The 21,368-nt window shown below is 71.8% G+C and carries 18 protein-coding genes; 13 read left to right on the top strand and 5 right to left on the bottom strand.

Going from position 1 to position 21,368, the window contains the following annotated elements; translation table 11 throughout:
* The first annotated feature begins 62 nt into the window (after positions 1 to 62).
* A complete protein-coding gene (locus CBF90_RS09635; RefSeq protein ID WP_242435647.1) occupies positions 63 to 1,754 on the top strand; it encodes a cytochrome c biogenesis protein ResB in 1,692 nt (563 codons plus the stop codon).
* A 5-nt stretch (positions 1,755 to 1,759) separates the two neighbouring features.
* Positions 1,760 to 2,821, top strand: a complete 1,062-nt coding sequence (gene ccsB, locus CBF90_RS09640; protein WP_071918448.1) for a c-type cytochrome biogenesis protein CcsB — start codon at positions 1,760 to 1,762, stop codon at positions 2,819 to 2,821.
* A 547-nt stretch (positions 2,822 to 3,368) separates the two neighbouring features.
* Here the strand turns inward: ccsB and CBF90_RS09645 are convergent.
* Both CBF90_RS09645 and CBF90_RS09650 read right to left on the bottom strand, forming a co-directional pair.
* The gene (locus tag CBF90_RS09645) at positions 3,369 to 5,420 is read right to left on the bottom strand and encodes a YhgE/Pip family protein (protein ID WP_064956097.1); all 2,052 of its coding nucleotides are present in this window, start codon (positions 5,418 to 5,420) and stop codon (positions 3,369 to 3,371) included.
* Positions 5,417 to 8,242 carry an MMPL family transporter gene (locus tag CBF90_RS09650; protein ID WP_088380463.1) on the bottom strand — a complete coding sequence of 942 codons (2,826 nt, stop codon included), beginning with the start codon at positions 8,240 to 8,242 and terminating at the stop codon, positions 5,417 to 5,419. The genes CBF90_RS09645 and CBF90_RS09650 overlap by 4 nt, the downstream gene beginning before the upstream one ends.
* A 124-nt stretch (positions 8,243 to 8,366) precedes the next feature.
* Here CBF90_RS09650 and CBF90_RS09655 point away from each other — a divergent pair, with 124 nt between their 5' ends.
* Complete coding sequence (locus tag CBF90_RS09655) at positions 8,367 to 8,984, top strand: TetR/AcrR family transcriptional regulator (RefSeq protein ID WP_023952201.1); 618 nt, start codon at positions 8,367 to 8,369, stop codon at positions 8,982 to 8,984.
* Between the two features lie 18 nt (positions 8,985 to 9,002).
* On the opposite strand, the gene CBF90_RS09660 is transcribed toward CBF90_RS09655, so the two are convergent.
* On the bottom strand, positions 9,003 to 10,004 hold the full coding sequence (locus CBF90_RS09660) for an o-succinylbenzoate synthase (RefSeq protein ID WP_242435648.1): 1,002 nt from the start codon (positions 10,002 to 10,004) through the stop codon (positions 9,003 to 9,005).
* Positions 10,005 to 10,039: 35 nt separating this feature from the next.
* Here CBF90_RS09660 and CBF90_RS09665 point away from each other — a divergent pair, with 35 nt between their 5' ends.
* Genes CBF90_RS09665 through CBF90_RS09675 form a run of 3 tightly spaced genes read left to right on the top strand, consistent with a single transcriptional unit; the run spans position 10,040 to position 13,097 of the window.
* Entirely contained in the window at positions 10,040 to 10,939 is a 900-nt protein-coding gene (locus CBF90_RS09665) for a 1,4-dihydroxy-2-naphthoyl-CoA synthase (protein WP_023952197.1), read from the top strand.
* Between the two features lie 17 nt (positions 10,940 to 10,956).
* Entirely contained in the window at positions 10,957 to 12,117 is a 1,161-nt protein-coding gene (locus tag CBF90_RS09670) for an AMP-binding protein (protein ID WP_088380465.1), read from the top strand.
* A gap of 11 nt (positions 12,118 to 12,128) precedes the next feature.
* The gene (locus CBF90_RS09675; RefSeq protein WP_064956091.1) at positions 12,129 to 13,097 is read left to right on the top strand and encodes a 1,4-dihydroxy-2-naphthoate polyprenyltransferase; all 969 of its coding nucleotides are present in this window, start codon (positions 12,129 to 12,131) and stop codon (positions 13,095 to 13,097) included.
* Between the two features lie 18 nt (positions 13,098 to 13,115).
* On the opposite strand, the gene CBF90_RS09680 is transcribed toward CBF90_RS09675, so the two are convergent.
* The gene (locus CBF90_RS09680; protein ID WP_023952191.1) at positions 13,116 to 13,376 is read right to left on the bottom strand and encodes a DUF4229 domain-containing protein; all 261 of its coding nucleotides are present in this window, start codon (positions 13,374 to 13,376) and stop codon (positions 13,116 to 13,118) included.
* A gap of 53 nt (positions 13,377 to 13,429) precedes the next feature.
* Between CBF90_RS09680 and CBF90_RS09685 the strand changes: the two genes are divergently transcribed.
* Entirely contained in the window at positions 13,430 to 13,834 is a 405-nt protein-coding gene (locus tag CBF90_RS09685; protein ID WP_088380466.1) for a PLD nuclease N-terminal domain-containing protein, read from the top strand.
* A gap of 1 nt (position 13,835) precedes the next feature.
* Entirely contained in the window at positions 13,836 to 15,647 is a 1,812-nt protein-coding gene (menD, locus tag CBF90_RS09690; RefSeq protein WP_088380467.1) for a 2-succinyl-5-enolpyruvyl-6-hydroxy-3-cyclohexene-1-carboxylic-acid synthase, read from the top strand.
* Positions 15,648 to 15,683: 36 nt separating this feature from the next.
* Here menD and CBF90_RS09695 read toward each other — a convergent pair whose 3' ends face one another.
* Complete coding sequence (locus tag CBF90_RS09695; RefSeq protein ID WP_088380468.1) at positions 15,684 to 16,976, bottom strand: isochorismate synthase MenF; 1,293 nt, start codon at positions 16,974 to 16,976, stop codon at positions 15,684 to 15,686.
* A gap of 25 nt (positions 16,977 to 17,001) precedes the next feature.
* On the opposite strand from CBF90_RS09695, the gene CBF90_RS09700 reads away from it, so the two are divergent.
* The 5 genes from CBF90_RS09700 to CBF90_RS09720 all read left to right on the top strand — a co-directional run bounded on the left by CBF90_RS09700 (position 17,002) and on the right by CBF90_RS09720 (position 21,303).
* The gene (locus CBF90_RS09700; RefSeq protein ID WP_306460403.1) at positions 17,002 to 17,544 is read left to right on the top strand and encodes a DUF402 domain-containing protein; all 543 of its coding nucleotides are present in this window, start codon (positions 17,002 to 17,004) and stop codon (positions 17,542 to 17,544) included.
* 117 nt (positions 17,545 to 17,661) lie between these two features.
* Positions 17,662 to 18,399 (top strand): bifunctional demethylmenaquinone methyltransferase/2-methoxy-6-polyprenyl-1,4-benzoquinol methylase UbiE, encoded by a 738-nt coding sequence (gene ubiE / locus CBF90_RS09705; RefSeq protein WP_023952181.1) that lies wholly within the window; start codon positions 17,662 to 17,664, stop codon positions 18,397 to 18,399.
* Between the two features lie 48 nt (positions 18,400 to 18,447).
* Complete coding sequence (locus CBF90_RS09710) at positions 18,448 to 19,503, top strand: polyprenyl synthetase family protein (protein ID WP_036304658.1); 1,056 nt, start codon at positions 18,448 to 18,450, stop codon at positions 19,501 to 19,503.
* Positions 19,504 to 19,555: 52 nt separating this feature from the next.
* Complete coding sequence (locus tag CBF90_RS09715; RefSeq protein ID WP_088380470.1) at positions 19,556 to 20,941, top strand: FAD-dependent oxidoreductase; 1,386 nt, start codon at positions 19,556 to 19,558, stop codon at positions 20,939 to 20,941.
* Positions 20,938 to 21,303 (top strand): hypothetical protein, encoded by a 366-nt coding sequence (locus CBF90_RS09720; protein ID WP_023952175.1) that lies wholly within the window; start codon positions 20,938 to 20,940, stop codon positions 21,301 to 21,303. Before CBF90_RS09715 ends, CBF90_RS09720 begins: the two co-directional genes overlap by 4 nt.
* Positions 21,304 to 21,368: the final 65 nt, after the last annotated feature.

Genomic DNA, 21,368 nt, shown 5'->3' on the forward strand with positions numbered 1-21,368 from the left:
AGGCCGATCCCTCGGCGCCGCTGCGACCGGGAGACCACTCCGACGCCCCGCAAGACAGCGGCGTGGATGGCGATCGCACGATCACGCAGCCCCAGCTCGGGATCGTCGGGTGGCTGCGGTGGGGCTGGCGGCAGCTGACGAGCATGCGCACGGCGCTCGTGCTGCTGCTCCTGCTCGCGATCGCCGCCATTCCGGGATCGATCGTGCCCCAGCGCAGCGCCGACCCCAACGGCGTGACGCAGTGGCGCACCGACAACCCCGACCTGTATCCGATCCTCGATGCGCTGCAGCTGTTCGACGTCTACACCTCGGTGTGGTTCTCGGCGATCTACATCCTGCTGTTCGTCTCGCTCGTCGGATGCGTCATCCCCCGCACCAAGCACCACTGGCAGGCACTGAAGTCGCGCCCGCCCCGCACACCCGTGCGCCTGTCCCGGCTGGCCGATCACCGCACGATCGGCGTCGCTCTGCGAGAGGACGAGGATGCCGCGGCCGCGGCGTCGGCGGCCGTCGACGAGGCTCAGCGACAGCTGCGCAAGTCGGGCTACCGCGTCGAGCGCTACGACTCGGGCCCCGTGGCATCCGTCTCCGCCGAGCGCGGCTACCTGCGCGAGACGGGCAACCTCGTCTTCCACGGGGCGCTCGTGGGCGTGCTGATCTCGGTGGGCATCGGCGGTGGGCTGACGTACACGGGCCAGACCGTCATCGTCGAGGGCGACACGTTCGTCAACTCGCTCGGCCTCGGCTACACCTCGTTCAACCCGGGCCGCTTCGTCGACACCGACCAGATGCCCCCGTACTCGCTGACCCTCGACAAGTTCGACGTGACGTACGGCCCGTTCACCGGGGGACCGGGGCACGGGATGGCCGGTGACTTCCTCGCCCACCTCACGGTGACCGAGCCCGGGCAGGAGCCGCGCGACGGCGACGTGCGGGTCAACCACCCCTACGGGATCGAGGGTGACCGCGTATACCTGATGGGCAACGGCTACGCCCCGACGATCACCGTCCGCGACGCCGCAGGCGAGGTCGTGTTCAGCGAGGACGTGCCGTTCCTGCCGCAGGACAACAACATGACCTCGATCGGGGTCGTCAAGATCGCCGACGGGATGCCGAAGCAGCTGGGGTTCGCCGGCTTCTTCTACCCGACCGCTGCGACGCTCGAGACGGGCGCCATCGCCTCCGCCTACGGCGACCTCACCAATCCGCTCGTGACCTTCCGCGTCTACGAGGGCGACCTCGGCATCGACGACGGCACGCCCCGCTCGGTGTACACGCTCGACCCGACCGGCATGGAGCAGATCGCCGGCGGCGACTCGGGGGTCGCGTCGCTCGAGCTCGAACCCGGTCAGACCGTCGACCTTCCCGGCGGTCGCGGCACCGTGACCTTCGAGGACCAGCGCGCGTCGGGCGCCGAGGCAGCGGTCAAGCGCTACGTCTCGCTGTCGATCCACCGCGACGTGGGGGCGCCGTTCGTGCTCGTCTTCGCGATTCTCGCGACCCTCGGTCTGCTCGCGGGTCTCTTCGTGCCGCGCCGGCGCCTGTGGGTCAAGGCGACCCCGGCCGACGGCGCGATCCGCCTCGAGTACGCCGGTCTCGCCCGCGGAGAGGACCCCGCGATCGCGCAGGCGGTCGCCGACATCTCCCGCGGCCACCTCGCCGCCCTCGGGCGCGACGAGGTCGAGGTCCCGCCCGAGGCGGAGCGTCCCCGCCGTCCCCGCCCCGCCCGCGCGCAAGCGCCCGACGTAAACTGAGGATCATGCCCGAAGACCTGTCGTTGGATGCCGTCTCGGTCCTGCTCGTCTGGACAGCCGTGGCTGTCTACGCGCTGGCCTTCATCGCCTACGCGGTCGATCTGGCTCGTCGTTCCGACCTCGCGCTGAAGACCAAGGACTCCGTCCCGGCGGCCGCCGCTCCGGTCCTGGTCGGTGCCGGCGGCTCGCAGACGATCGGCGAGATCCGCGCCGCGGAGGCACAGGCCGAGCTCGCGCTCAACGCCCGCCCCGCCGACCGGCCGCGCCTGCTGTGGGCGCGCATGGGCACGACCCTGACGTGGATCGCGTTCCTCTTCCACCTCGGCGCCACCGTGCTCCGCGGCATCGCGGCCGAGCGGGTGCCGTGGTCGAACATGTACGAGTTCGCCCTCACCGGGCTGCTCCTCGTGGTGATGGTCTACCTCGTCGTGCTCTTCCGGTACGACCTCCGGTTCCTCGGCACCTTCATCACCGGTCTCGCGGTCGTGCTGCTGGGCGGATCGGTCCTCAACTTCTACGTCGCGGTGGTGCCGCTCGCGGACCCGCTGAAGTCGATCTGGCTCGTCATCCACGTCTTCGTCGCCTCGCTCGCGTCGGCCTTCTTCGCGCTGGCGTTCGCCCTGTCGATCGTGCAGCTCATGCAGGCGCGACGCGAGGCACGCGCCCTGGCCCGCGCAGGCGCAGACGCAGACGCCGGGGATGCGGCATCCGCTCCTCGGCGCGACGGCGCGCGCTTCCTGCGGACGCTGCCGAGTGCCGACGCTCTCGAGTCGCTCGCCTACCGGTTCGCGATCATCGGCTTCATCTTCTGGACCTTCACCCTCATCGCCGGTTCGATCTGGGCCAACGATGCGTGGGGCCGGTACTGGGGCTTCGACACGAAGGAAGTGTGGACCTTCGTCATCTGGGTGCTCTATGCGGGCTACATCCACGCGCGCGCAACGCGCGGCTGGCGCGGCAACCGCAGCGCCTGGCTGTCGATCGTCGGCTTCTCGGCGGTGCTGTTCAACTTCATCATCGTCAACCAGTTCTTCAAGGGGCTGCACGCCTACAGCGGCCTGAGCTGAGCCTCGGGGCCGCCGCCCGGCCTGCGCCTTCGGTTGGCGGGTTCTGCCCGTACCTGTCGCGGGACGGGGCGTGAACTGCCACCTGTGCCATGCCGGTGGTGCGGGACCTCGCTTCGGTTGGCAGGATCCGCCCACTCGTGCGTCCTGAAGGGGCGCGAACTGCCGCCTGAACCTTGCGCTGGTGTGGTGGCCGCCCTCGACTGGCGGATCGGCCATTCCTGTGGGGTGAGGCCCGCCGCCCGAAGCTCACCGGGCCGCGGGCCCGGCCTCGCCTGGCAGCGCGCGCCCATTCCTCCGGCGCGAAGGGGCGTGGACTGCCAACTGAAGCTTTGTGGTCCGTGGCCTCGCTTCGGTTGGCGGCGCCCGCCCATTGCTGCGGCGCGAAGGGGCGTGAACTGCCACCTGTGGCTTGCTGTGGTGTGCGGCCCCGCTTCGGTTGGCGGCGCGCGCCCATTCCTGTGGCGCGAAGGGGCGTGGACTGCCAAGTGAATCCCCGCGCCCGCCCCGCCCCGCGCGGGGCGGGGCGGGCGCGGGGCGGGGCGCGGTGTCAGGCGGTGGCGGGGCTGAGCACGGCGCGCACCGACGTCGTGCGCGCGCGGGCGGTGACGATCACCGTGACCACGAGCGAGATCGCCGTCCACACGAGCAGTCCCGCGATCGCGGCGCCGGCGCCTCCGGCCGAGGTGAGCACCGCGAGGAGGCCCTGGTAGGCGGATGCCGTCGGCAGCAGCCCCGCGATCTGCGAGAGCACGCCCGGCACTGTCGAGACGACTCCCGTGGCAACCGCGAGCACGGCGACACCGGCCGCGACCCATCGGCCCGCGCCGCCGAGCAGCGCCACGAGAGCCTGGTTCACCGCGGCGAAGGCGACACCAGCGAGGGCGGAGAGCCCAGCGAACGCGGCCCACGTCCATGGATCGTACGATGCGGCGAGCTGCACGACGACGGCGACCAGCACGCCCTGCACGAGCCCCACCACGGCGGCGGGCGCGAAGGCGCGGAGCGTCAACACGAACGAGGGGCGCCGCGAGGTCAGCGCGCCGCGGGGTACGGCCTGCAGCGCGACGAACGATCCAATCGCGCCGAGCCACAGCGCCAGGCCCGTGAGGAGCGGAATGGCCGAGGCTCCGAACAGCTCGGCACCCAGGCCCTCGGCCTCGACCGGCGCCGCGACGACGCTCGCGAGGTCGGTCGCCTGCTGGTCGGTGTACGACGGCAGCGCGGCCGTCGCGGTGTCGAGGCCGTCGGCAAGGGTGCCCGTGCCGTCGGCGACCGTGCCGACACCGGTGGCGAGGTCGGTCGCACCGCCGGCCAGCTCGTCGGCGCCGGACGAGAGCTGCGCGGCACCATCGGCGGCGGAGGAGGCGCCCGTCGCGAGCGCTGAGGCGCCGGAGGCCAGCTGGCCGCCTCCCGCCGCGAGAGCGTCGGCGCCGTCGGCGAGCTCGGTCATGCCGTTCGCGAGCTGTGTCGCCGCGCCCGCGGCCTGCTGCAGGCCGGCGATCAGCTCGGGCGCCGAGGCGGCGAGTCCCGAGACCTGTCCGGCGATCTGGCCGGACTGGCCGATCACGCCGGTGACCTCGGGGAGTGCGCTCTGCGTCCGCTCGGAGACGGCGCGCAGGGCATCGCAGACCTGCGCGGATCCGCCGTTCGCCTCGCAGCTGGCCGAGACCGCGGCGAGCTCGTCGGCCGCCTGCGTGACCCCGCCGGCGATGCGGTCGGAGTTCTCGGCGAGGTACTGCGCCCCGGCGACCGCCTCGGCGGGGATCTGGGGAACGCTCAGCCCGTTCAGCGACTGCGACAGCTGGGTCGCGAACTCGTTGGTCCCGCCCGCAAGGGTGCGTGCCCCCTGCGCCCAGGTGGTCAGGCCCGTCTGGGTCGCCGCGGCGCCGTCGGAGAGCTGCGAGGCACCGGTCGCGAGCTGGCCGACCCCGTCCGCGAGGGTTCCCGCGCCGCTCGCCAACTGGCCCGCGCCGTCGGCGAGCTGCGTCGCACCGTCGGCCGCCTGCCGTCCGCCGTCGGCGAGCTGACGCGCGCCCGAGGCGGCGTCGCCGAGCTGATCCCCCAGCGTTGTGAAGCCGAGGAACACGTTCTCGAGGTAGACCGTCGAGAGCTGCGAGCCCATCAGCGACGTCGCCGCCTGCGTGATCTGGGCCGTGATGGCGTCGTCGACGACGAGGCTGTCGGGGGCGGTGTCGACCCGGATGGTCGCCTTCTCCGGCGTGCCGCCCGGGGCGGTCGAGGTGGCCGCCGCCGAGAAGCCGCTCGGGATCGTCACGACAGCGTCGTAGGTGCCGTCGGCGAGCCCGGCCCGGGCGTCCTCGTCGTTCGAGATGACCCAGTCGAGGTTGCTCGGGACCTCATCCGACCCGGCGACGAGACCCGCGGTCAACTGCCGGCCGAGGGGTGCGAGCTGACCGTTGATCTCGACGGCCTGATCGTCGTTGACGATGGCCGCCCGCATGTTGCCGAGCCGTTCGACGGGGTTGTAGAGCGCTGCCACCAGCACGCCGCCGATGAGGACGGGCAGCAGGATGACGCCCACGATCGTGAGCCAGGTGACGGGCTTGCGCGAGCGGGCGCGCTCGATGGGCAGAGTCATGACGAGATCACCTCGGTGTTCGGGTGCGACGGTTCGGACGCGGATGCCGCGGGTGCACCGTCGTGCAGGGGGAGGGTGTGGGGAGCGGGGCGGTGCGCTTCGGCGAGGATGTCGAGCACGCCGAGCTCGCGCCGCACGACGGCGACGACGGTGAGGGCGCCGGCGCCTGCGTGACGGTCGTCGAGGTCGGATGCCGCGTCGCGGAGTACCGCCGCGGCCTGGTCGCGGTCGGCGCCGGTCAGGGCGTCGAGTCCGTCGACGACGACGATCGCCGTGCCGCCGGCGGTAGCGCGACGCAGCTCGGCCACCGGGTCGGTCGTGTCGTCGAGCAGCGCGAGGCCGACGTGCGAGCGGACCCACGGCGCCCGCTCGGGCAGCAGGTGCCCGCCGACGCGGAGCAGCCCGCCGTCGACGCGCAGACGCCCGGAGACGGCGAGGGCGAAGGCGCGGCCGACACGGGGATCGGGGTGGGAGACGACGAGCGACTCGCCCGGCTCGACGCGGAAGGTCGCGTCGGAGAAGACCGCTGCGCGGCCGTCGTCGTCGGCGTGGACGGCGACATCCTCGCCGACCAGGGCGGCGGAGGTGTTGCGCTCCGGCCAGTCGCGCAGCGACAGCTCGCGTTCGACGGCCTCGCCCTCGATGTCGAAGTGGGGGAGGATGCGGTCGAGCCAGCGCGGCATCCACCAGGCCTTCTCGCCGAGCAGCGCCATGACGGCCGGAACGAGCGTCATGCGGATGAGGAACGCGTCGACGGCGATGCCGACGGCGAGCCCCAGTGCGATCGGCTTGATCGACGAGTCGCCCTCGGGGACGAACGCGGCGAAGACGGCGAACATGATGACCGCCGCGGCCGTGACGACGCGCGCCGATGAGGTGAAACCGGAGCGGACGGCCCCGACGGCGGTGAGGCGATCCGCGCGGCCACCCCGGTCTCGGCGGGCATGGACGTAGTCCTCGCGCATCCGCGAGACGAGGAAGACCTCGTAGTCCATGGCGAGGCCGAACAGGACGCCCATGAGGATGATCGGCATGAAGCTGATCACGGGCCCCTCCCGGGTGACGTGGAGCAGGTCGGCGAACCAGCCCCACTCGAAGACGGCGGCGACGACGCCGAAGGCGGCGAGCACCGAGAGCAGGTAGCCCAGCGCAGCCTTGATCGGCACCCAGATCGACCGGAACACGATCGTCAGCAGGATGAGGGAGAGCCCGACGACGAACACGCCGAAGGGCAGGAGCGCCTCGCCGAGCCGGTCGGAGATGTCGATGCCGACCGCGGTGAACCCGGTGACCTTGAGGTCGACGCCGTACTCGTCGAGCAATCGGTCGTGCTGTGCGCGCAGCTCGCGCACGAGGTCGGCGGTCTCGGGGGAGTCGGGTGCGGTCTCGGGCACGATCTGCACGAGCCCCGTGTCGGCGGTCTCGTTGGGGGTCGCGAGGGCCACCTCTTTCACGCCCGGGATGGTCGCGATGTCGTCGCCGATGTCCTGCATCAGGGTCAGCGGGTCGTTCGAGGTCACGATGGTGCCCGTCATGATGAGCGGGCCGTTCGCGCCGGGGCCGAAGTGCTCGGCGGTGAGGTCGTACGCCTGCCGGGCCTCGCTCGATGGCGGCTGCACGCCCGCGTTCGGGAGGGCGAGGGTCAGGCTCGCCGACGGGATCGCGACGACGCCGAGCCCCACGACGACCGCGATCGTCGTGACGAGGGGATGCCGCGTGACGCCGCGCACCCAGCGCTCCGAGAACGACCGGCGAGGTGCGACCGGCCGCTTCCGCGATCGCTTCGTCCGGCGGGGCCAGCCGGCGACACGCGCCCCGGCGAATCCGAGCAGGGCGGGGGTGAGGGTGACGGCCACGACGACCGCGATCGCGACGGCGACGGCAGCGGCGATGCCCATCGTCGTGAGGAACGGGATGCCGGCGAAGCTCAGGCCGATCAGCGCGATGAGCACCGTGATGCCGGCGAACGCGACGGATGATCCCGCGGTTCCGGTCGAACGGGCGGCGGATTCCTCGGGATCCATGCCTGCCCGCACCTGGTCCTGGTGGCGGGCGGCGATGAACAGCGAGTAGTCGATGCCGACGGCGAGGCCGAGCATGACCGACAGCAGCGGGGTCGTCGACGACACCGACGCGAACTGGGTGGCGACGAAGATCATCGACGTCGCCAGAGCCACGCCGATCAGGGCGCTGATCAGGGGGAACCACGACACCGCGAACGAGCGGAACGTGACGATGAGAACGAACAGTGCGACGAGCACGCCGATGACCTCGACGATCGACAACGCCGGGATCGAGGTCGAGAACAGGTCACCGCCGAGGGCGATCTGCGTGGCGTCGGGGAGGTCCGATCGCATCCGGTCGGCCACCGAGGTGAGCGCGTCCTTCGTCTCGGCGCTGACCGAGGTCGCCTCGCCGTCGAACTGCACGCGGACGATCGCGGCCCGATCGTCCTCCGAGACCAGGCCGGAAACGGTCTGGTCGAACGGATCGGTCACGGCCAGGACGTCGTCGCCGAGGTCTCCGAACGCCGTCACGGTGTCGGCGATCTCTCCGGAGAAGGGCTCATCGCGCACGCTCTCGCCGTCGGGGGCGACGACGACCAGCTGCGCGCTCGTGCCGCTCGCCTGGGGGAAGGTGCGGTTCAGCAGCTCCAGCCCCTCCTGCGCTTCGGTTCCGGGGATCGAGAAGGAGTTGTCGGTGCCCTTGTTCAGCAGTGCCGCACCGCCGCCGGCGATGACGAGGATCAGCAGCCATGCGGTGAGCACGCGCCAGGGGTGACGGAACGACCAGCGTCCGAGGGTGAACAGGAGTGTGGACACGGGCGCTCCAGGTCTGATCGATCGTCATGGTGTTCGATACAGCGCTGTATCCGATACACCAATGTATCCTAGGTTCATCACGCATCGGTCAGGCTGGACGATCGGTGTGAACACGAGGAGCACCATGGACGCCGAGGCACGCACGGCCACCCGCAGTCGCGAGAACACGCGCGCCCGGCTGCTCGATGCCGCCGCCGAGGTCTTCGCCGAGGTCGGTCTCGACGCGGCATCCGTCGAGGCCGTCTGCGACCGTGCCGGGTTCTCCCGCGGCGCCTTCTACTCGAACTTCGACTCCAAGGGAGAGCTCTTCCTGGCCCTGGTCGAGCGGTCCTCGAGCGAGAAGCTCGACCTGGTCGCCGACCGCGTCCGCACCCTCGATCGCACCGCGGCGCCCGATCCGTCCTTGCTCGTTCCGCAGATCGTCGACGTCTCGCTCGGGGGCATGGAGCCCCGGCTGGTGTCGGAGCTGCGCACGCAGGCGTTGCGCGACGAACGGATGGCCGAGGCCTACCTTCGCCTGCAGGACGGCATCGTCGAGCGGGTGCGGGTGATCGTCGACGACATCCGGAAGGTCTACGAGCTGCGCTTCCGGCTGCCGATCACGGAGGTCGCGCAGCTCATGGTCGATCTCTCCGATGCGACGTGCGAGCGGGCGGCGGTCGAAGGGCTCGGCGAAGCGGAGACGACGCGGCTGCTGCACGAACGCATCGGGCAGCTCGCGACCGCGCTCCTCGACGCCTGAGGTCTGCGCGATCTGCGGTCAGTACTGTCGCGCGAGCACCGCGTGGCAGCGCTCGAGACGCTCACGCCACCACCGCTGCCGCTCCGCGGACGGGGCGAGCTCGGCGACGGCATCCCGGTCGACCGAGACCCGTCCGGTCGGGAGCTCGCCCGAGATGGGACGGAGGGCGGGAGTCGCGACGTCGGCGGCGAACAGCGAGGCCGTCCCCAGGCCGCAGTCGAATTCGAGATCGGGCAGGGCCGCCGCGAGGGCGACGCCCATCGACAGGCCGACGCTCGTGTCGAGGGCGCTCGAGACCACCGCGGGTAGACCTGCCTCTGCCACCAGGGCGAGCGCGCGCCGGACGCCGCCGAGCGGCTGCGCCTTGATGACGAGCAGATCGGCGGCGCCGGCCCGTGCCACGGCGAGCGGGTCGTCGGCCTTGCGGACGCTCTCGTCGGCCGCGACCGGGATCCCCATGTAGCGCACGCGGCGGCGTAGCTCGGCGAGTTCCGCCACGCTCGCGCACGGCTGCTCGACGTACTCCAGATCGAACTCCGCCAGGGCGTGGAGCGCGTGCTCGGCCTCGTCGAGGTTCCACGCGCCGTTCGCGTCGATCCGCACGCGTCCCTCGGGGCCGAGCGCCTCGCGGACGGCCCGCACGCGAGCCACGTCGTCGGCGAGCACCTGGCCGCGCTCCGCGACCTTGACCTTGACGGTGCGGCATCCGTCGTACCGCGAGAGCACCTTGGCGACGCGCTCGGCCGCGACGGCCGGAACCGTGGCGTTGACCGCGACGCGCTCGCGGACCGGCGCAGGCGTCGCGGTCCAGCCGAACTCGAGCGCGGCGGCCAGCCAGGTCGCGGCCTCGCCGTCGTCGTACTCGGTGAACGGAGAGAACTCGGTCCAGCCCTCGGGCCCCTCGAGCAGCAGTGCCTCTCGCACGTCGACCCCGCGGAAACGCGTCGTCAGCGGCAGTGCCACGACGTGCGACCGGTCGAGCAGCTCGGCCAGGGAGGGGAGGGGGAAGTCGAGGTCCACGCGTTCATCCTCCCACCGCGGCATAGGCTGGCGGCATGGTCTCGGAACTGTTCGATCCCGCGGAATGGTCGCTCGCCCCCGGGGCCGACGCGTACACAGACATCACGGCTCACGTCTCGAACGACGGGCGCATCGCGCGCATCGCCTTCGACCGCCCCGAGGTGCGCAACGCCTTCCGCCCGCACACGGTCGACGAGCTGTACCGCGCGCTCGACATCGCCCGTCAGGACCCCCGCATCGGCGTCGTGCTGCTGACGGGCAACGGTCCGAGCGCGAAAGACGGCGGCTGGGCGTTCTGCTCGGGAGGCGACCAGCGCATCCGTGGCCGCGACGGCTACAAGTACAGCGACGACGAGAGCGCCGTGGCCGACCCCGCCCGCGCGGGCCGGCTGCACATCCTCGAGGTGCAGCGCCTCATCCGGTTCATGCCGAAGGTCGTCATCGCGGTCATCCCGGGGTGGGCCGCCGGCGGCGGGCACTCGCTCCACATCGTGTGCGACCTCTCCATCGCCTCGGCCGAGCACGGCCGGTTCAAGCAGACCGACGCGGATGTCGGGTCGTTCGACGCCGGCTACGGCTCGGCGTACATGGCGCGCCAGGTCGGTCAGAAGATCGCCCGCGAGGTCTTCTTCCTCGCCGAGGAGTACTCCGCCCAGCGCGCGTACGAGATGGGCGCGGTGAACCGCGTCGTCCCGCACGCCGAGCTCGAGCGCGAGGCGATCGCGATGGCCCGCACGATCCTCGGCAAGTCGCCCACCGCGATCCGCATGCTGAAGTTCGCGTTCAACGCGATCGACGACGGGATGGTCGGTCAGCAGGTGTTCGCGGGCGAGGCGACGCGCCTCGCCTACGGCACCGACGAGGCCGTCGAGGGACGCGATGCCTTCCTGCAGAAGCGCGACCCCGACTGGTCGCCCTACCCGTACCACTTCTGAGATGGATCGCCTCTGACATGGCGGTCGACCTCGTTCCGGTCGCATCCGAGCCCCGCGCGGTGCTCCGGGCCCTGCGGCAGACCCTCGACGGTGCGGGGCCGGCGCTCGCCCTCGGCGCGCCCGCCGGCCACACCGTGCCGGCGCAGGCCCCACCCGGAACCGTTGCGGTCGTCACGACCTCGGGATCGACGGGCGTGCCCAAGAGCGTGGTCCTGAGTCGGTCGGCGCTGATCGCCAGCGCCGTGTCGACCGCGGCGCGGATCGGAGAGGGGCGCTGGCTCCTCGCCCTGTCGCCCGGGTACGTGGCGGGGCTGCAGGTGATGGTCCGCAGCCTGCTCTCGGGTCATGAGCCGGCCGTCCTCGCGGGGTCGTTCTCGCCCGCCGCGTTCGCCGCGGTCACCGCGTCGATGCACTCGAGCATCGGCGGGGAGCGTGCGGGTATGTTCACCTCGCTGGTGCCGGCGCAGCTGTCCGACCTGCTCGACGCGGCTGAGACCGATGCCGCCGTCGCCGATGCTCTGCGGGCGTACGAGGCGATCCTCGTGGGCGGGCAGGCGCTTCCGGCGGCGCAGCACCAGCGCGCCTTGGAGAGGGGCGCGCGCATCGTGCGCACCTACGGCTCGACGGAGACGAGCGGCGGATGCGTCTACGACGGCGTCCCGCTCGATGGAGTGGGGGTGCGGATCGTCGCGGGCGAGGTGCAGCTGTCGGGCCCGATGCTCGCCGACGGGTACCTCGGCGAGCCGGACCGAACGGCGGCATCCTTCCTCGTCGACGACGGTGTGCGCTGGTACCGCACCGGCGACGCGGGGGAGTACGACGGTGCCGTGCTGCGGGTGACCGGTCGTATCGACAACGTCATCATCTCCGGCGGAGTCAACGTATCGCTCGACCGCGTCGAGGCCGTCGTCCGGGAACATGCCGGACTCGCGTCGGCCGTCGTCGTCGCGATCCCCGATGAGCGATGGGGCCAGGCCTCGGCCGTCGTCGTGCCGAGCGCGGCGCTCGCCGACATCGGTTCCGACGTGCCGGGGCTGCTCGGCGAGCTCCGGGATGCCGTCGGTGATCGGCTCGGCAAACCGGCGCGCCCCGCACGGGTCGTCACGGTCGATCGGATCCCGGTGCTCGCGAGCGGCAAACCCGACCGTGCGGCGGTGCGTCGCATGCTCGCGATCTAGGATGATCCCTCGTGGCTCGTTCGTCTCGCTCCCCGAAGTCGTCCCGTCCTGCACCGCGCGGCGGCAACCCCGCCAAGCGCGGCCTCGTGTCGGCACCGCCGCCTCGGACGGCCACGGCGCGCGACTGGATCGGCGCCGCGCGTCTGCGCACGCTGCCGCTGGCGATCACCCCGGTGCTCATCGGCACGGGCGCAGCGATGCTCGTCGATCGACAGCTGCACTGGGTCATCGCGCTGTGCTGCCTCGTGGTCGCCGTCGCGCTGCAGATCGGCGTCAACTACGCCAATGACTACAGTGACGGCATCCGCGGCACCGACGACGTGCGCGTCGGCCCCGCCCGGCTGACCGGGGGGAAGCTCGCGAAGCCTCGCACGGTGCTCGCCGTCGCCCTCGGGTTCTTCGGGCTCGCGGCCGTCGCCGGTATCGCGATCGTCGTGCGCACCGGTCACTGGTGGATGCTGCTGATCGGAGCGGCCTGCGTCGTCGCCGCCTGGTTCTACACGGGAGGCAAGCGCCCGTACGGCTATGCGGGTCTCGGCGAGCTGTTCGTCTTCGTCTTCTTCGGGCTCGTCGCGACAGTCGGCACGACCTTCGTCCAGGCCGGATTCGTTCCCCAGGAGAGTTGGTTCGGTGCGGTGGGTGCGGGGCTGCTCGCCTGCGCCGTGCTCCTGGCGAACAACCTCCGCGACATCGACCAGGACCGGATCGCGGGCAAGCGCACGCTCACGGTGCTCATCGGCCGAACGGCCACCCGCATCGTCTTCACGCTGTTCGTTCTGGCGCCGTTCGCGATCGCCGTTCTGCTCGCGCTGGTCTACCCGATCGCATGGCTGAGCCTGTTCGCGCTGCTGCCCGCTCTGTCGGCGATCCTCATCGTGTGGACGTATCGCCAGCCGCGTGAGCTGGTCGTCGCGCTGGCGCTGACGTCGTTGACGTCGGTCGCTTACGGTGCGTTCCTGTTCTGGGCCTTCGTCGGCTGAGATGGCAGCGAGCCGCCGTCAGGATGCGGCGTCTTCGGCCTCGGCGTCGGCCTGGGCGCCCGAGCGGCGGCGCGTGCGCCGTTCGGCGAGGCCGGTCGCGACGTCGTCGAGCGGCCGGCGCAGGAAGATCATCGACAGGCTCAAGCCGATGAGGGCGGCGAAGATCGCCGCGAGCCAGTAGAACTCGCGCATGATCGGGAAGAGCATCATGATGCCGAAGGGGATCAGGAAGGCGAGGAGCCGCAGCACCGAGTAGACGACGGCCGAGCGGGCGTTCATCCGGCCATTCTACGTCCGGGCCGAGCACCCCGCCGGACGCCTAGGATGGGAGGATGGCGCGGCTCCTGCTCATCGGTGTGCTGCTGGCACTCGCCTTCTGGGTGTACAGCATCGTCGACTGCGCGCTCCAGGACGCCACGCGGCACCGCGGCGTCAGCAAGCCGGTGTGGATCCTCATCGTCGTCCTGCTGCCCGTGCTGGGCGGCATCCTGTGGTTCGTCGTCGGACGTGCGCGCCGAGCCAGTGCTCCGGTGCGCCGTGCGCCGGATGACGATCCCGAGTTCATGGGCAGTCTCGGAACGGTCCGCGACCAGGACGAGCGCATCCGCCGTCTCGAGGAGGAGCTCGCCGCCCTCGACGCCGAGGCCGACGACCCCCGCGACATCCCGCCCACGCGCTCGTCGCAGAGCGACGACGACGCCGAAGGACCGGCCGGCTCACGCGGTCCGCGCGCCTGAGATGAGCGGGGCCGAACACGCTCCGACGCCGGCGGATCGGGCTCCCGCGACCGACGCCGCGGCGGCGCTTCTCGGCGCCCTGGTCGCCGGGGGAGTGCGCCACGTCGTCCTCAGCCCAGGGTCACGGTCGCAGGCGCTCGCGCTCGTGGCGGCCGAACTGGAGGAGCGCGGCCTGATCCGCCTGCACATCCGCATCGACGAGCGCGTCGCTGGATTCACCGCGCTCGGCATCGGGCGTGAGACGCGTATGCCGGCAGCCGTCGTCTGCACGTCGGGAACGGCGGTCGCGAACCTCATGCCCGCGGTTCTCGAGGCGCACCACTCGGGGGTGCCCCTGCTGCTGCTGACCGCCGACCGCCCGCCCGAGCTGCGCGGCATCGGCGCCAACCAGGCCACGCGTCAGCCCGGATTGTTCTCGGGCTTCGTCCGGCTCGAGGCCGACGCCCCGACCCCGGAGGACGTCGACGCCGACCCGACCGCGCCGCAGTCGGCCGACGTCGCCGCCCTCGCGGTCGAGGCTCTCGCCGCGACTCGCGGCGACCGGTCGCGCCCGGCGGGCCCCGTGCACCTCAACCTGCCGTACCGGAGCCCCCTGTCGGGCGCCCTCCCGCCGTGGCTCATCGACGTGGATGGCGAGCCCGCCCTCGCCCCCGATACCCGCCGCGCCGCCGCGGACGCGGCCGCCGAGTCGACGGTCTCGGGGGCGCACTATCAGGGCGGCGGCGGGATCGGCCAAGCCGAACCCCCCATGCCCCTCGAACCCGTGGAGCTCACCCGCGGTCCGAACACGCTCGTCGTCGCAGGCGCGGATGCCGGTCCGGCGGCGGAGGAACTCGCCCACGTGGGCGGCTGGCCGCTCGTCGCGGAGATCGTCAGCGGCGCGCGCTTCGGACGCAACCTCGTCCACGGCTACCGAGCGGTGCTCTCGCGTCCCGAGCTGGCCGACGCCGTCGAGCGGGTCGTCGTGTTCGGGCATCCGACGCTCAGCCGCGAGGTGGCCGGGCTGCTGTCGCGCCCGGAGGTCGAGGTGTGGGCCGTCCGTGGTCCGGGCGAAGACCTCAACCTCAACGGCACGACGACAGCGGTGTCCGCGGTGTCCGTTACCCCCGGGGCAGCCGACCGCGCCTGGCTCGGCGCCTGGATGCGCGCATCGCGTGACGAGGCGGTCGACCTGAGCCCCGCGGCGCCCGACGTCGACGGGCTCGCGTCGGCGGTGCCGCAGGAGCGCCTCGGCGCCATCTCGGCGGAGATGGCCGTGCTCAAGGCGCCGCTCGACCGCGAGTCGCTCGTCGACGCGGTCTGGCGGGCCAGCTGGCCGCACGATCGTCTCCTGTTCGCCTCGTCGAGGCTCGTTCGGGTGGCCGACACCGTGCTCGGGGGCAAGAAAGTGCCGGTGCACGCCAATCGCGGGCTCGCGGGCATCGACGGCATCGTCGCGACCGGGGTGGGCATCGCGGTCGCGAGCCAGGACGACGCGCGGGCCGGCGTGACCCGGGTGCTCACCGGCGACCTGTCTCTGCTGCACGACGTCGGCGCGCTGCTGCTCCCCGGCGCCGAGGACGAACCGCGGATCCAGGTCATCGTCGGCAACGACGGCGGCGGAACGATCTTCGATGGGCTCGAGGTCGCCGGAACCGCGCCGCCGGAGGCTGCTGACCGGGTGCTGTTCACCCCCCACGAGGCACGCCTCGAGCAGCTCGCGCTCGCCTACGGGTGGGAGTACCGGCGCATCACGACGCGCTCGGCGCTCGATCAGGCGCTGACCTCGCCCGTCGGCGGGCGCCAGCTGATCGAAGTCCCGCTGGTGCGCTGAGTACCGCTGAGCCGCGAGCGGCGCACGATCGCCCGCTCAGGCGAGCGCGTCGATGATCGGGCGGAACTTCACCCGCGTCTCGAGCATTTCCGATTCCGGGTCGCTCGCGCCCACGATGCCCGCCCCGGCGTAGGCGGTGAAGGGCATCGAGGCGCCGTCGTCGGTGCGTTCTCCGGGACGGAACTGCGCGCATCGCAGCGCGATGGCCCACTCCCCGTCGCCGTTCGCGTCGATCCAGCCGACGGGACCGGCGTAGCGTCCGCGGCTGAAGGGTTCGAGGCGGCGGATCTCGTCGAGCGCGTTGGGGGTCGGTGTGCCGGCGACGGCCGCCGTGGGGTGCAGCACCGCGACGAGGTCGAGGGCTGAGGCATCCCCGGCGAGCTCGCCCTCGACGTCGGTCGCCAGGTGCCAGACGTTGGGCAGCTTCAGCATGAACGGCTGTTCGCCGGCGACGAGCGACGAGGTCGACGGGCGAAGCGCCTCGAGGACGCTGCGCACCGCGTAGCCGTGCTCGTCGAGATCCTTCGTGCTGGTGGCCAGGTGCAGCGATGCCGCGGTGTCGGCGTCGGCGTCTGCTCCGCGCGCGATCGTCCCGGCGAGGACGCGCGCGGTGACGGTTCCGCCCGACACCGTCACGAGGGTCTCGGGACTCGCTCCGATGAGGCCGTCGACGGCGAATGCCCACGTGTCGGGGTACGCCGACGACAGCGCGCGGACGAGCCGCCGCAGGTCGGCGCCCGCGGGAACGGTGCCGGCGAGATCGCGAGCGAGGACGACCTTCTGAAGGTCGCCCTGGAGGATCGCGTCGACGCCCGCGCGCACGATCTCCTGGTAGCCGTCGGGAGGCAGCGCTCCGGGGCCGGTCGTCGCCGACCAGTGCGGGCCGAACCCGGTCGCGGCGGGGAGGGATGCGACGGGATCCGAGCCGTCGGCGGTGATCGCGGTCACCCACGCGCGCGATCCGCGGCGGCCCACGACGGCCCGAGGCACCGCGAAGTGCAGCGCCGGGGTCGTCGCGTCGGCGCGGTCGTCGGGGCGGGGATCGAACGGCAGGGCGCCGAAGGCGACGAGGCCCGATCCGGGCAATCCGACCGCGTCGTCGATCTCGGCGTTGGCGACCGTTCTGCGCCACCAGTCGGCCGCTTCGCGCGGACCGGGGTTCGCGTCGGCAGGACCGAAGGCCGCGGCGGTGCCGCGCGCCACGAGGATGTCGCCGCGTCGCGACCACACCGTGGGGTTCTGCGGGTCGGCGAACACCAGCAGCTCGTCGGGTGCCTCGATCTCGCGAGTGACCACGCGCAGCCGGGCGGCGGGCGCAGAATCGTTCACCCGACCAGCCTAGACTCGGCGCGTGATGCTCCGCCCCGTACCGGGAACCCCGGTGATCTTCCGCTGGCGCAAGTGGAACGGCGGCACCCACTGGGTGCACGCCTGCATCTATCTCGGCAGCGACGAGCACGGCGACTGGTTCGGCCAGCGGCCGGGCGACGGCAGCAACCGGCCCGGACGCGACTTCGTCGCGACGCACCCCTGCGTCATGCTCCTTCCGCCTGTCGGAGAGTGGGTGCTGACGATGAACGCGCCGCCTCATCCCACCCGCGTGTACATCGACATCGCCTGGGACGCCCGCTGGGACGAGGGCGGCGAGCCCACCGCGATCGACATGGACCTGGATGTCGTCGACTCCGCCACCCGCGGTATCTGGATCGACGACCGCGACGAGTGGGAGGAGCATCGCGTGGCCTACGGGTACCCGCGGGATATCGTCGCCGAGCTCGAGGCTCTCGCTGTCGACCTCGAGGCGGCGGTCACCGCGCACCGCCCGCCCTTCGACGCGCCCACGGCCGACCACTGGCTCGGCATCCTGGCATCCCTCCCCGCCCCCTCGGCCCCCTGACTCCCGTCCCACTCGCCGAGGTCCCACTTCGGCCGGGAAACCCCGGCCCAGACCCGGCCGAAGTGGGACGTCGCGGAGCGGGGCTGGGCGGTCACGGCCGCGCCTAGACTCGAGGGCGTGACCAGCGAGCCCAACCGCGCCGACCTCGGCAAGGACCCGTCGCGCGTCAGCGGCATGTTCGACCAGGTGGCCGGCGCATACGACCGCACCAACGACGTCCTCAGCCTCGGACAGGACCGCCTCTGGCGGATCGCGGCCACGCGCGCGATCGACCCGAAGCCGGGGGAGCGCATCCTCGATCTCGCCGCCGGAACGGGTGCGAGCTCCGTCTCGCTCGCGCGCAGCGGCGCCGAGGTGGTCGCCGCGGACTTCTCGCCGGGCATGATCGCCGAGGGCGTCCGTCGCTACGGACCGCAGGCGCCGGGCGGCGGCATCCCGAATCTGTCGTTCGTCGAAGCGGATGCCACGAACCTGCCGTTCGGGGATGCCGAGTTCGACGTCGTCACCATCTCGTTCGGGCTCCGCAACGTCAACGAGCCGAAGAAGGCGCTCGCCGAGATGCTGCGCGTCGCCAAGCCCGGCGGACGTCTGCTCATCAGCGAGTTCTCGCAGCCCCCGTCCCGCGCGTTCGCAGGGCTCTACCGCTTCTACAACGACCGGGTGCTGCCGCTGGTCGCGCGGGTGGTGAGCTCCAACGCCGAGGCCTACGACTACCTCAACGAGTCCATCCGCGACTGGCCCGACCAGCGCACCCTTTCCGGGTGGATCCGCGAAGCCGGCTGGGACGAGGTCGCCCACCGCGATCTGTCGTTCGGCATCGTCGCGCTGCATCGCGCTGTCAAGCCCGCCGGCTGAACCGGCTCGCGCGGATCGGCGCCGCCGCCCGGCCGGTAGGCTGGAGAGGTGACATCGAGCCCATCCGCGCCGCGGCTGGCGAAGCACCTCGGGATGACCGAGCGGATCTTCGCCGGACCCCGCACCCGCAAGCTGCTCGCGACCGTCGAAGCCGGGCTCGAGCGCGTAGAGACGCGCCTCGGCGATGAGCTCACCGTCAGCGACGCTCTCGTCGACGCCAAGACGCGCTACCTCTACGAAGCCGGCGGCAAGCGGCTGCGGCCCATGCTGGCGCTGCTGACCGCCCAGCTCGGCGACGGTGCGACCGAGGACGTCATCGCCGGAGCTGCGGCGCTCGAGCTGACCCACCTCGGTTCGCTCTATCACGACGATGTCATGGACGGCGCCGACAAGCGACGCGGCGTCCCCAGTGCGCACGAGGTGTGGGGCAACAACGTCGCGATCCTGACCGGTGACCTGCTCTTCTCGCGCGCGAGCCAGCTCATGGCCCGCATCGGCGAGCGGGCGATCCGCGTGCAGGCCGACACGTTCGAGCGCCTCGTGCTCGGTCAGATGCACGAGACGATCGGCGCCCAGCCCGGCGACGATCCGGTCGAGTTCTACATCCAGGTGCTGGCCGACAAGACCGGTTCGCTCATCGCCGCCGCAGCTCAGGTGGGCGTGCTCTTCTCGGGCGGACCGGAAGAGCTCGCCGAGCCGCTTCTCGCGTTCGGCGAGAAGGCCGGCGTGGCCTTCCAGCTGCTCGACGACGTCATCGACCTGTCAGCCGACCCCGAGGCGACGGGCAAGGTGCCGGGCACCGACCTGCGCGCCGGCGTGCCGACGATGCCGTACCTGCTGCTGACCCGCGCCGACGACGAAGCCTCGCGTGAGCTCGCCGCCACGATCGACCGCGGCGTGGCCGAGATCGCCGAAGGCGCCGACCCCGCGATCCTCGACGAGCCGCTCGCCCGGCTGCGCGATCACGCCGTCACGGCCGAGACGCGCCGGCTCGCCGAGAAGTGGGCCGATGACGCCGTCGCGGCCCTCGCGCCGCTTCCCTCCGGCGCCGTGCGCGACGCATTGACCCGGTTCGCCGAGGTCGTCGTCGACCGCGCCAGCTGACACAGACCCCGCTGCGCCCGCGCTCGGGTGCGACCAGGAACGAGGAACACCCATGACCAAGCTGAGGCTGGCCATCGTCGGAGCCGGTCCCGCCGGCATCTACGCCGCGGATCTGCTGCTGAAGGCCGAGCGCAAGTTCGACGTCTCGATCGACCTGTTCGATCACCTGCCCGCCCCCTATGGGCTCGTCCGGTACGGCGTCGCGCCCGATCACCCCCGCATCAAGGGCATCATCAACGCCCTCCGTGATGTCATCGACAGCGGCGACATCCGGCTGTTCGGCAACGTGCGCTTCGGCGAGGACCTCACCCTCGACGACCTCAAGCACCACTACAACGCGGTCATCTTCGCCACGGGGGCGGTGCGCGACGCGGCACTCGACATCCCCGGCATCGACGCCGACGGCTCGTACGGCGCGGCCGACTTCGTCAGCTGGTACGACGGTCACCCCGACTTCCCGCGCGAATGGCCGCTGGATGCCGCATCCGTCGGCGTCATCGGCAACGGCAACGTCGCGCTCGACGTGGCCCGCCTGCTCGCCAAGCACGCCGACGACCTTCTCGTGACGGAGATCCCCGACAACGTCTACGAGGGGCTGCGCTCATCGGCGGTGACCGATGTCCACATCTTCGGGCGTCGCGGACCGGCGCAGGTGAAGTTCACCCCGCTCGAGCTGCGCGAGCTCGGCGACCTGCGCGACGTCGACCTGGTCGTCTACGACGAGGACTTCGACTACGACGAGGCCTCGAAGGCGGCGATCGCGTCGAACAAGCAGGTGATGGTCATCGACCGCGTGCTGCAGTCCTGGCGCCAGCGCCCGGGTGCGAACGGCCTCGGGGGAGAGGCCTCGCGCCGCCTGCACCTGCACTTCTACGCCAAGCCCGTCGAGGTCAAGAAGGACGCCGACGGCCGTGTCGCCGCGCTCGTCTACGAGCGGACGCGTCCCGACGGCCAGGGCGGCGTCGAAGGCACCGGCGAGCTGCGCGAGGTCGCACTCCAGGGGCTCTACCGCGCGGTCGGCTACTTCGGGTCGCCGCTGCCGGACGTGCCGTTCGATGCGACGCACGGCGTCATCCCGAACCACGAGGGTCAGGTGCTGCACGAGGACTCGAACGAGCGGGTGCCGGGCGTGTACGCGACGGGGTGGATCAAGCGCGGACCCGTCGGTCTCATCGGTCACACCAAGTCCGACGCGATGGAGACCGTGCGCCACGTCATCAACGACCAGGGATCGTGGTGGCAGCCGGCCGACCCGTCCGAGCAGGGCGTCCTCGACCTGCTGACCGAGCGTGGCGTCGCCTGGACCGACCTCGACGGCTGGCACCGCCTCGACGAGCACGAGATCGCGCTCGGCGCCCCGGCCGAACGCGCGCGCGTGAAGGTCGTCGACCGCGACGAGATGGTCAGCATCTCGCGCGGCGAAGAGGCCGGGCGATGACCTTCCGGAGCAAGCAGACCCTCGACGCGTGGATCGAGGAGTTCCAGCGGTTCGGATACCCGCTCGCGGTGAAGGTCATTCCGCAGGACGGCAGCCTCGGCCGCGACACCGGACTCGTCGCGATCACCATGATGAACGCCCAGACCGTGACCTACATCGAGCCCGACGTTCCCGGCGGCAACACGTGGCGCATCACGTTCGAGGCGCGCGAGACCGAGCTGCGTCTGGGCGCGGGTGGGGCGCTCGCCCTGTCGACCGAGCTCGCGATGGTGTCGACCCTCTGCGCGTTCCTCGAGACGAAGTCGCACGCGTTCGCGGGTGACGACCCCGCCGAGATCGAGAGCCCGGTCGCCGCGGACTGACCGTTCGCCTCGCCCGCTCCGCGTACTACAGCGCATCGGGTTGGGCAACCCGTGGTCGCGGCGTT

Source organism: Microbacterium sp. AISO3 (assembly GCF_002204305.1).
Classification (GTDB): Bacteria; Actinomycetota; Actinomycetes; order Actinomycetales; family Microbacteriaceae; genus Microbacterium; species Microbacterium arborescens.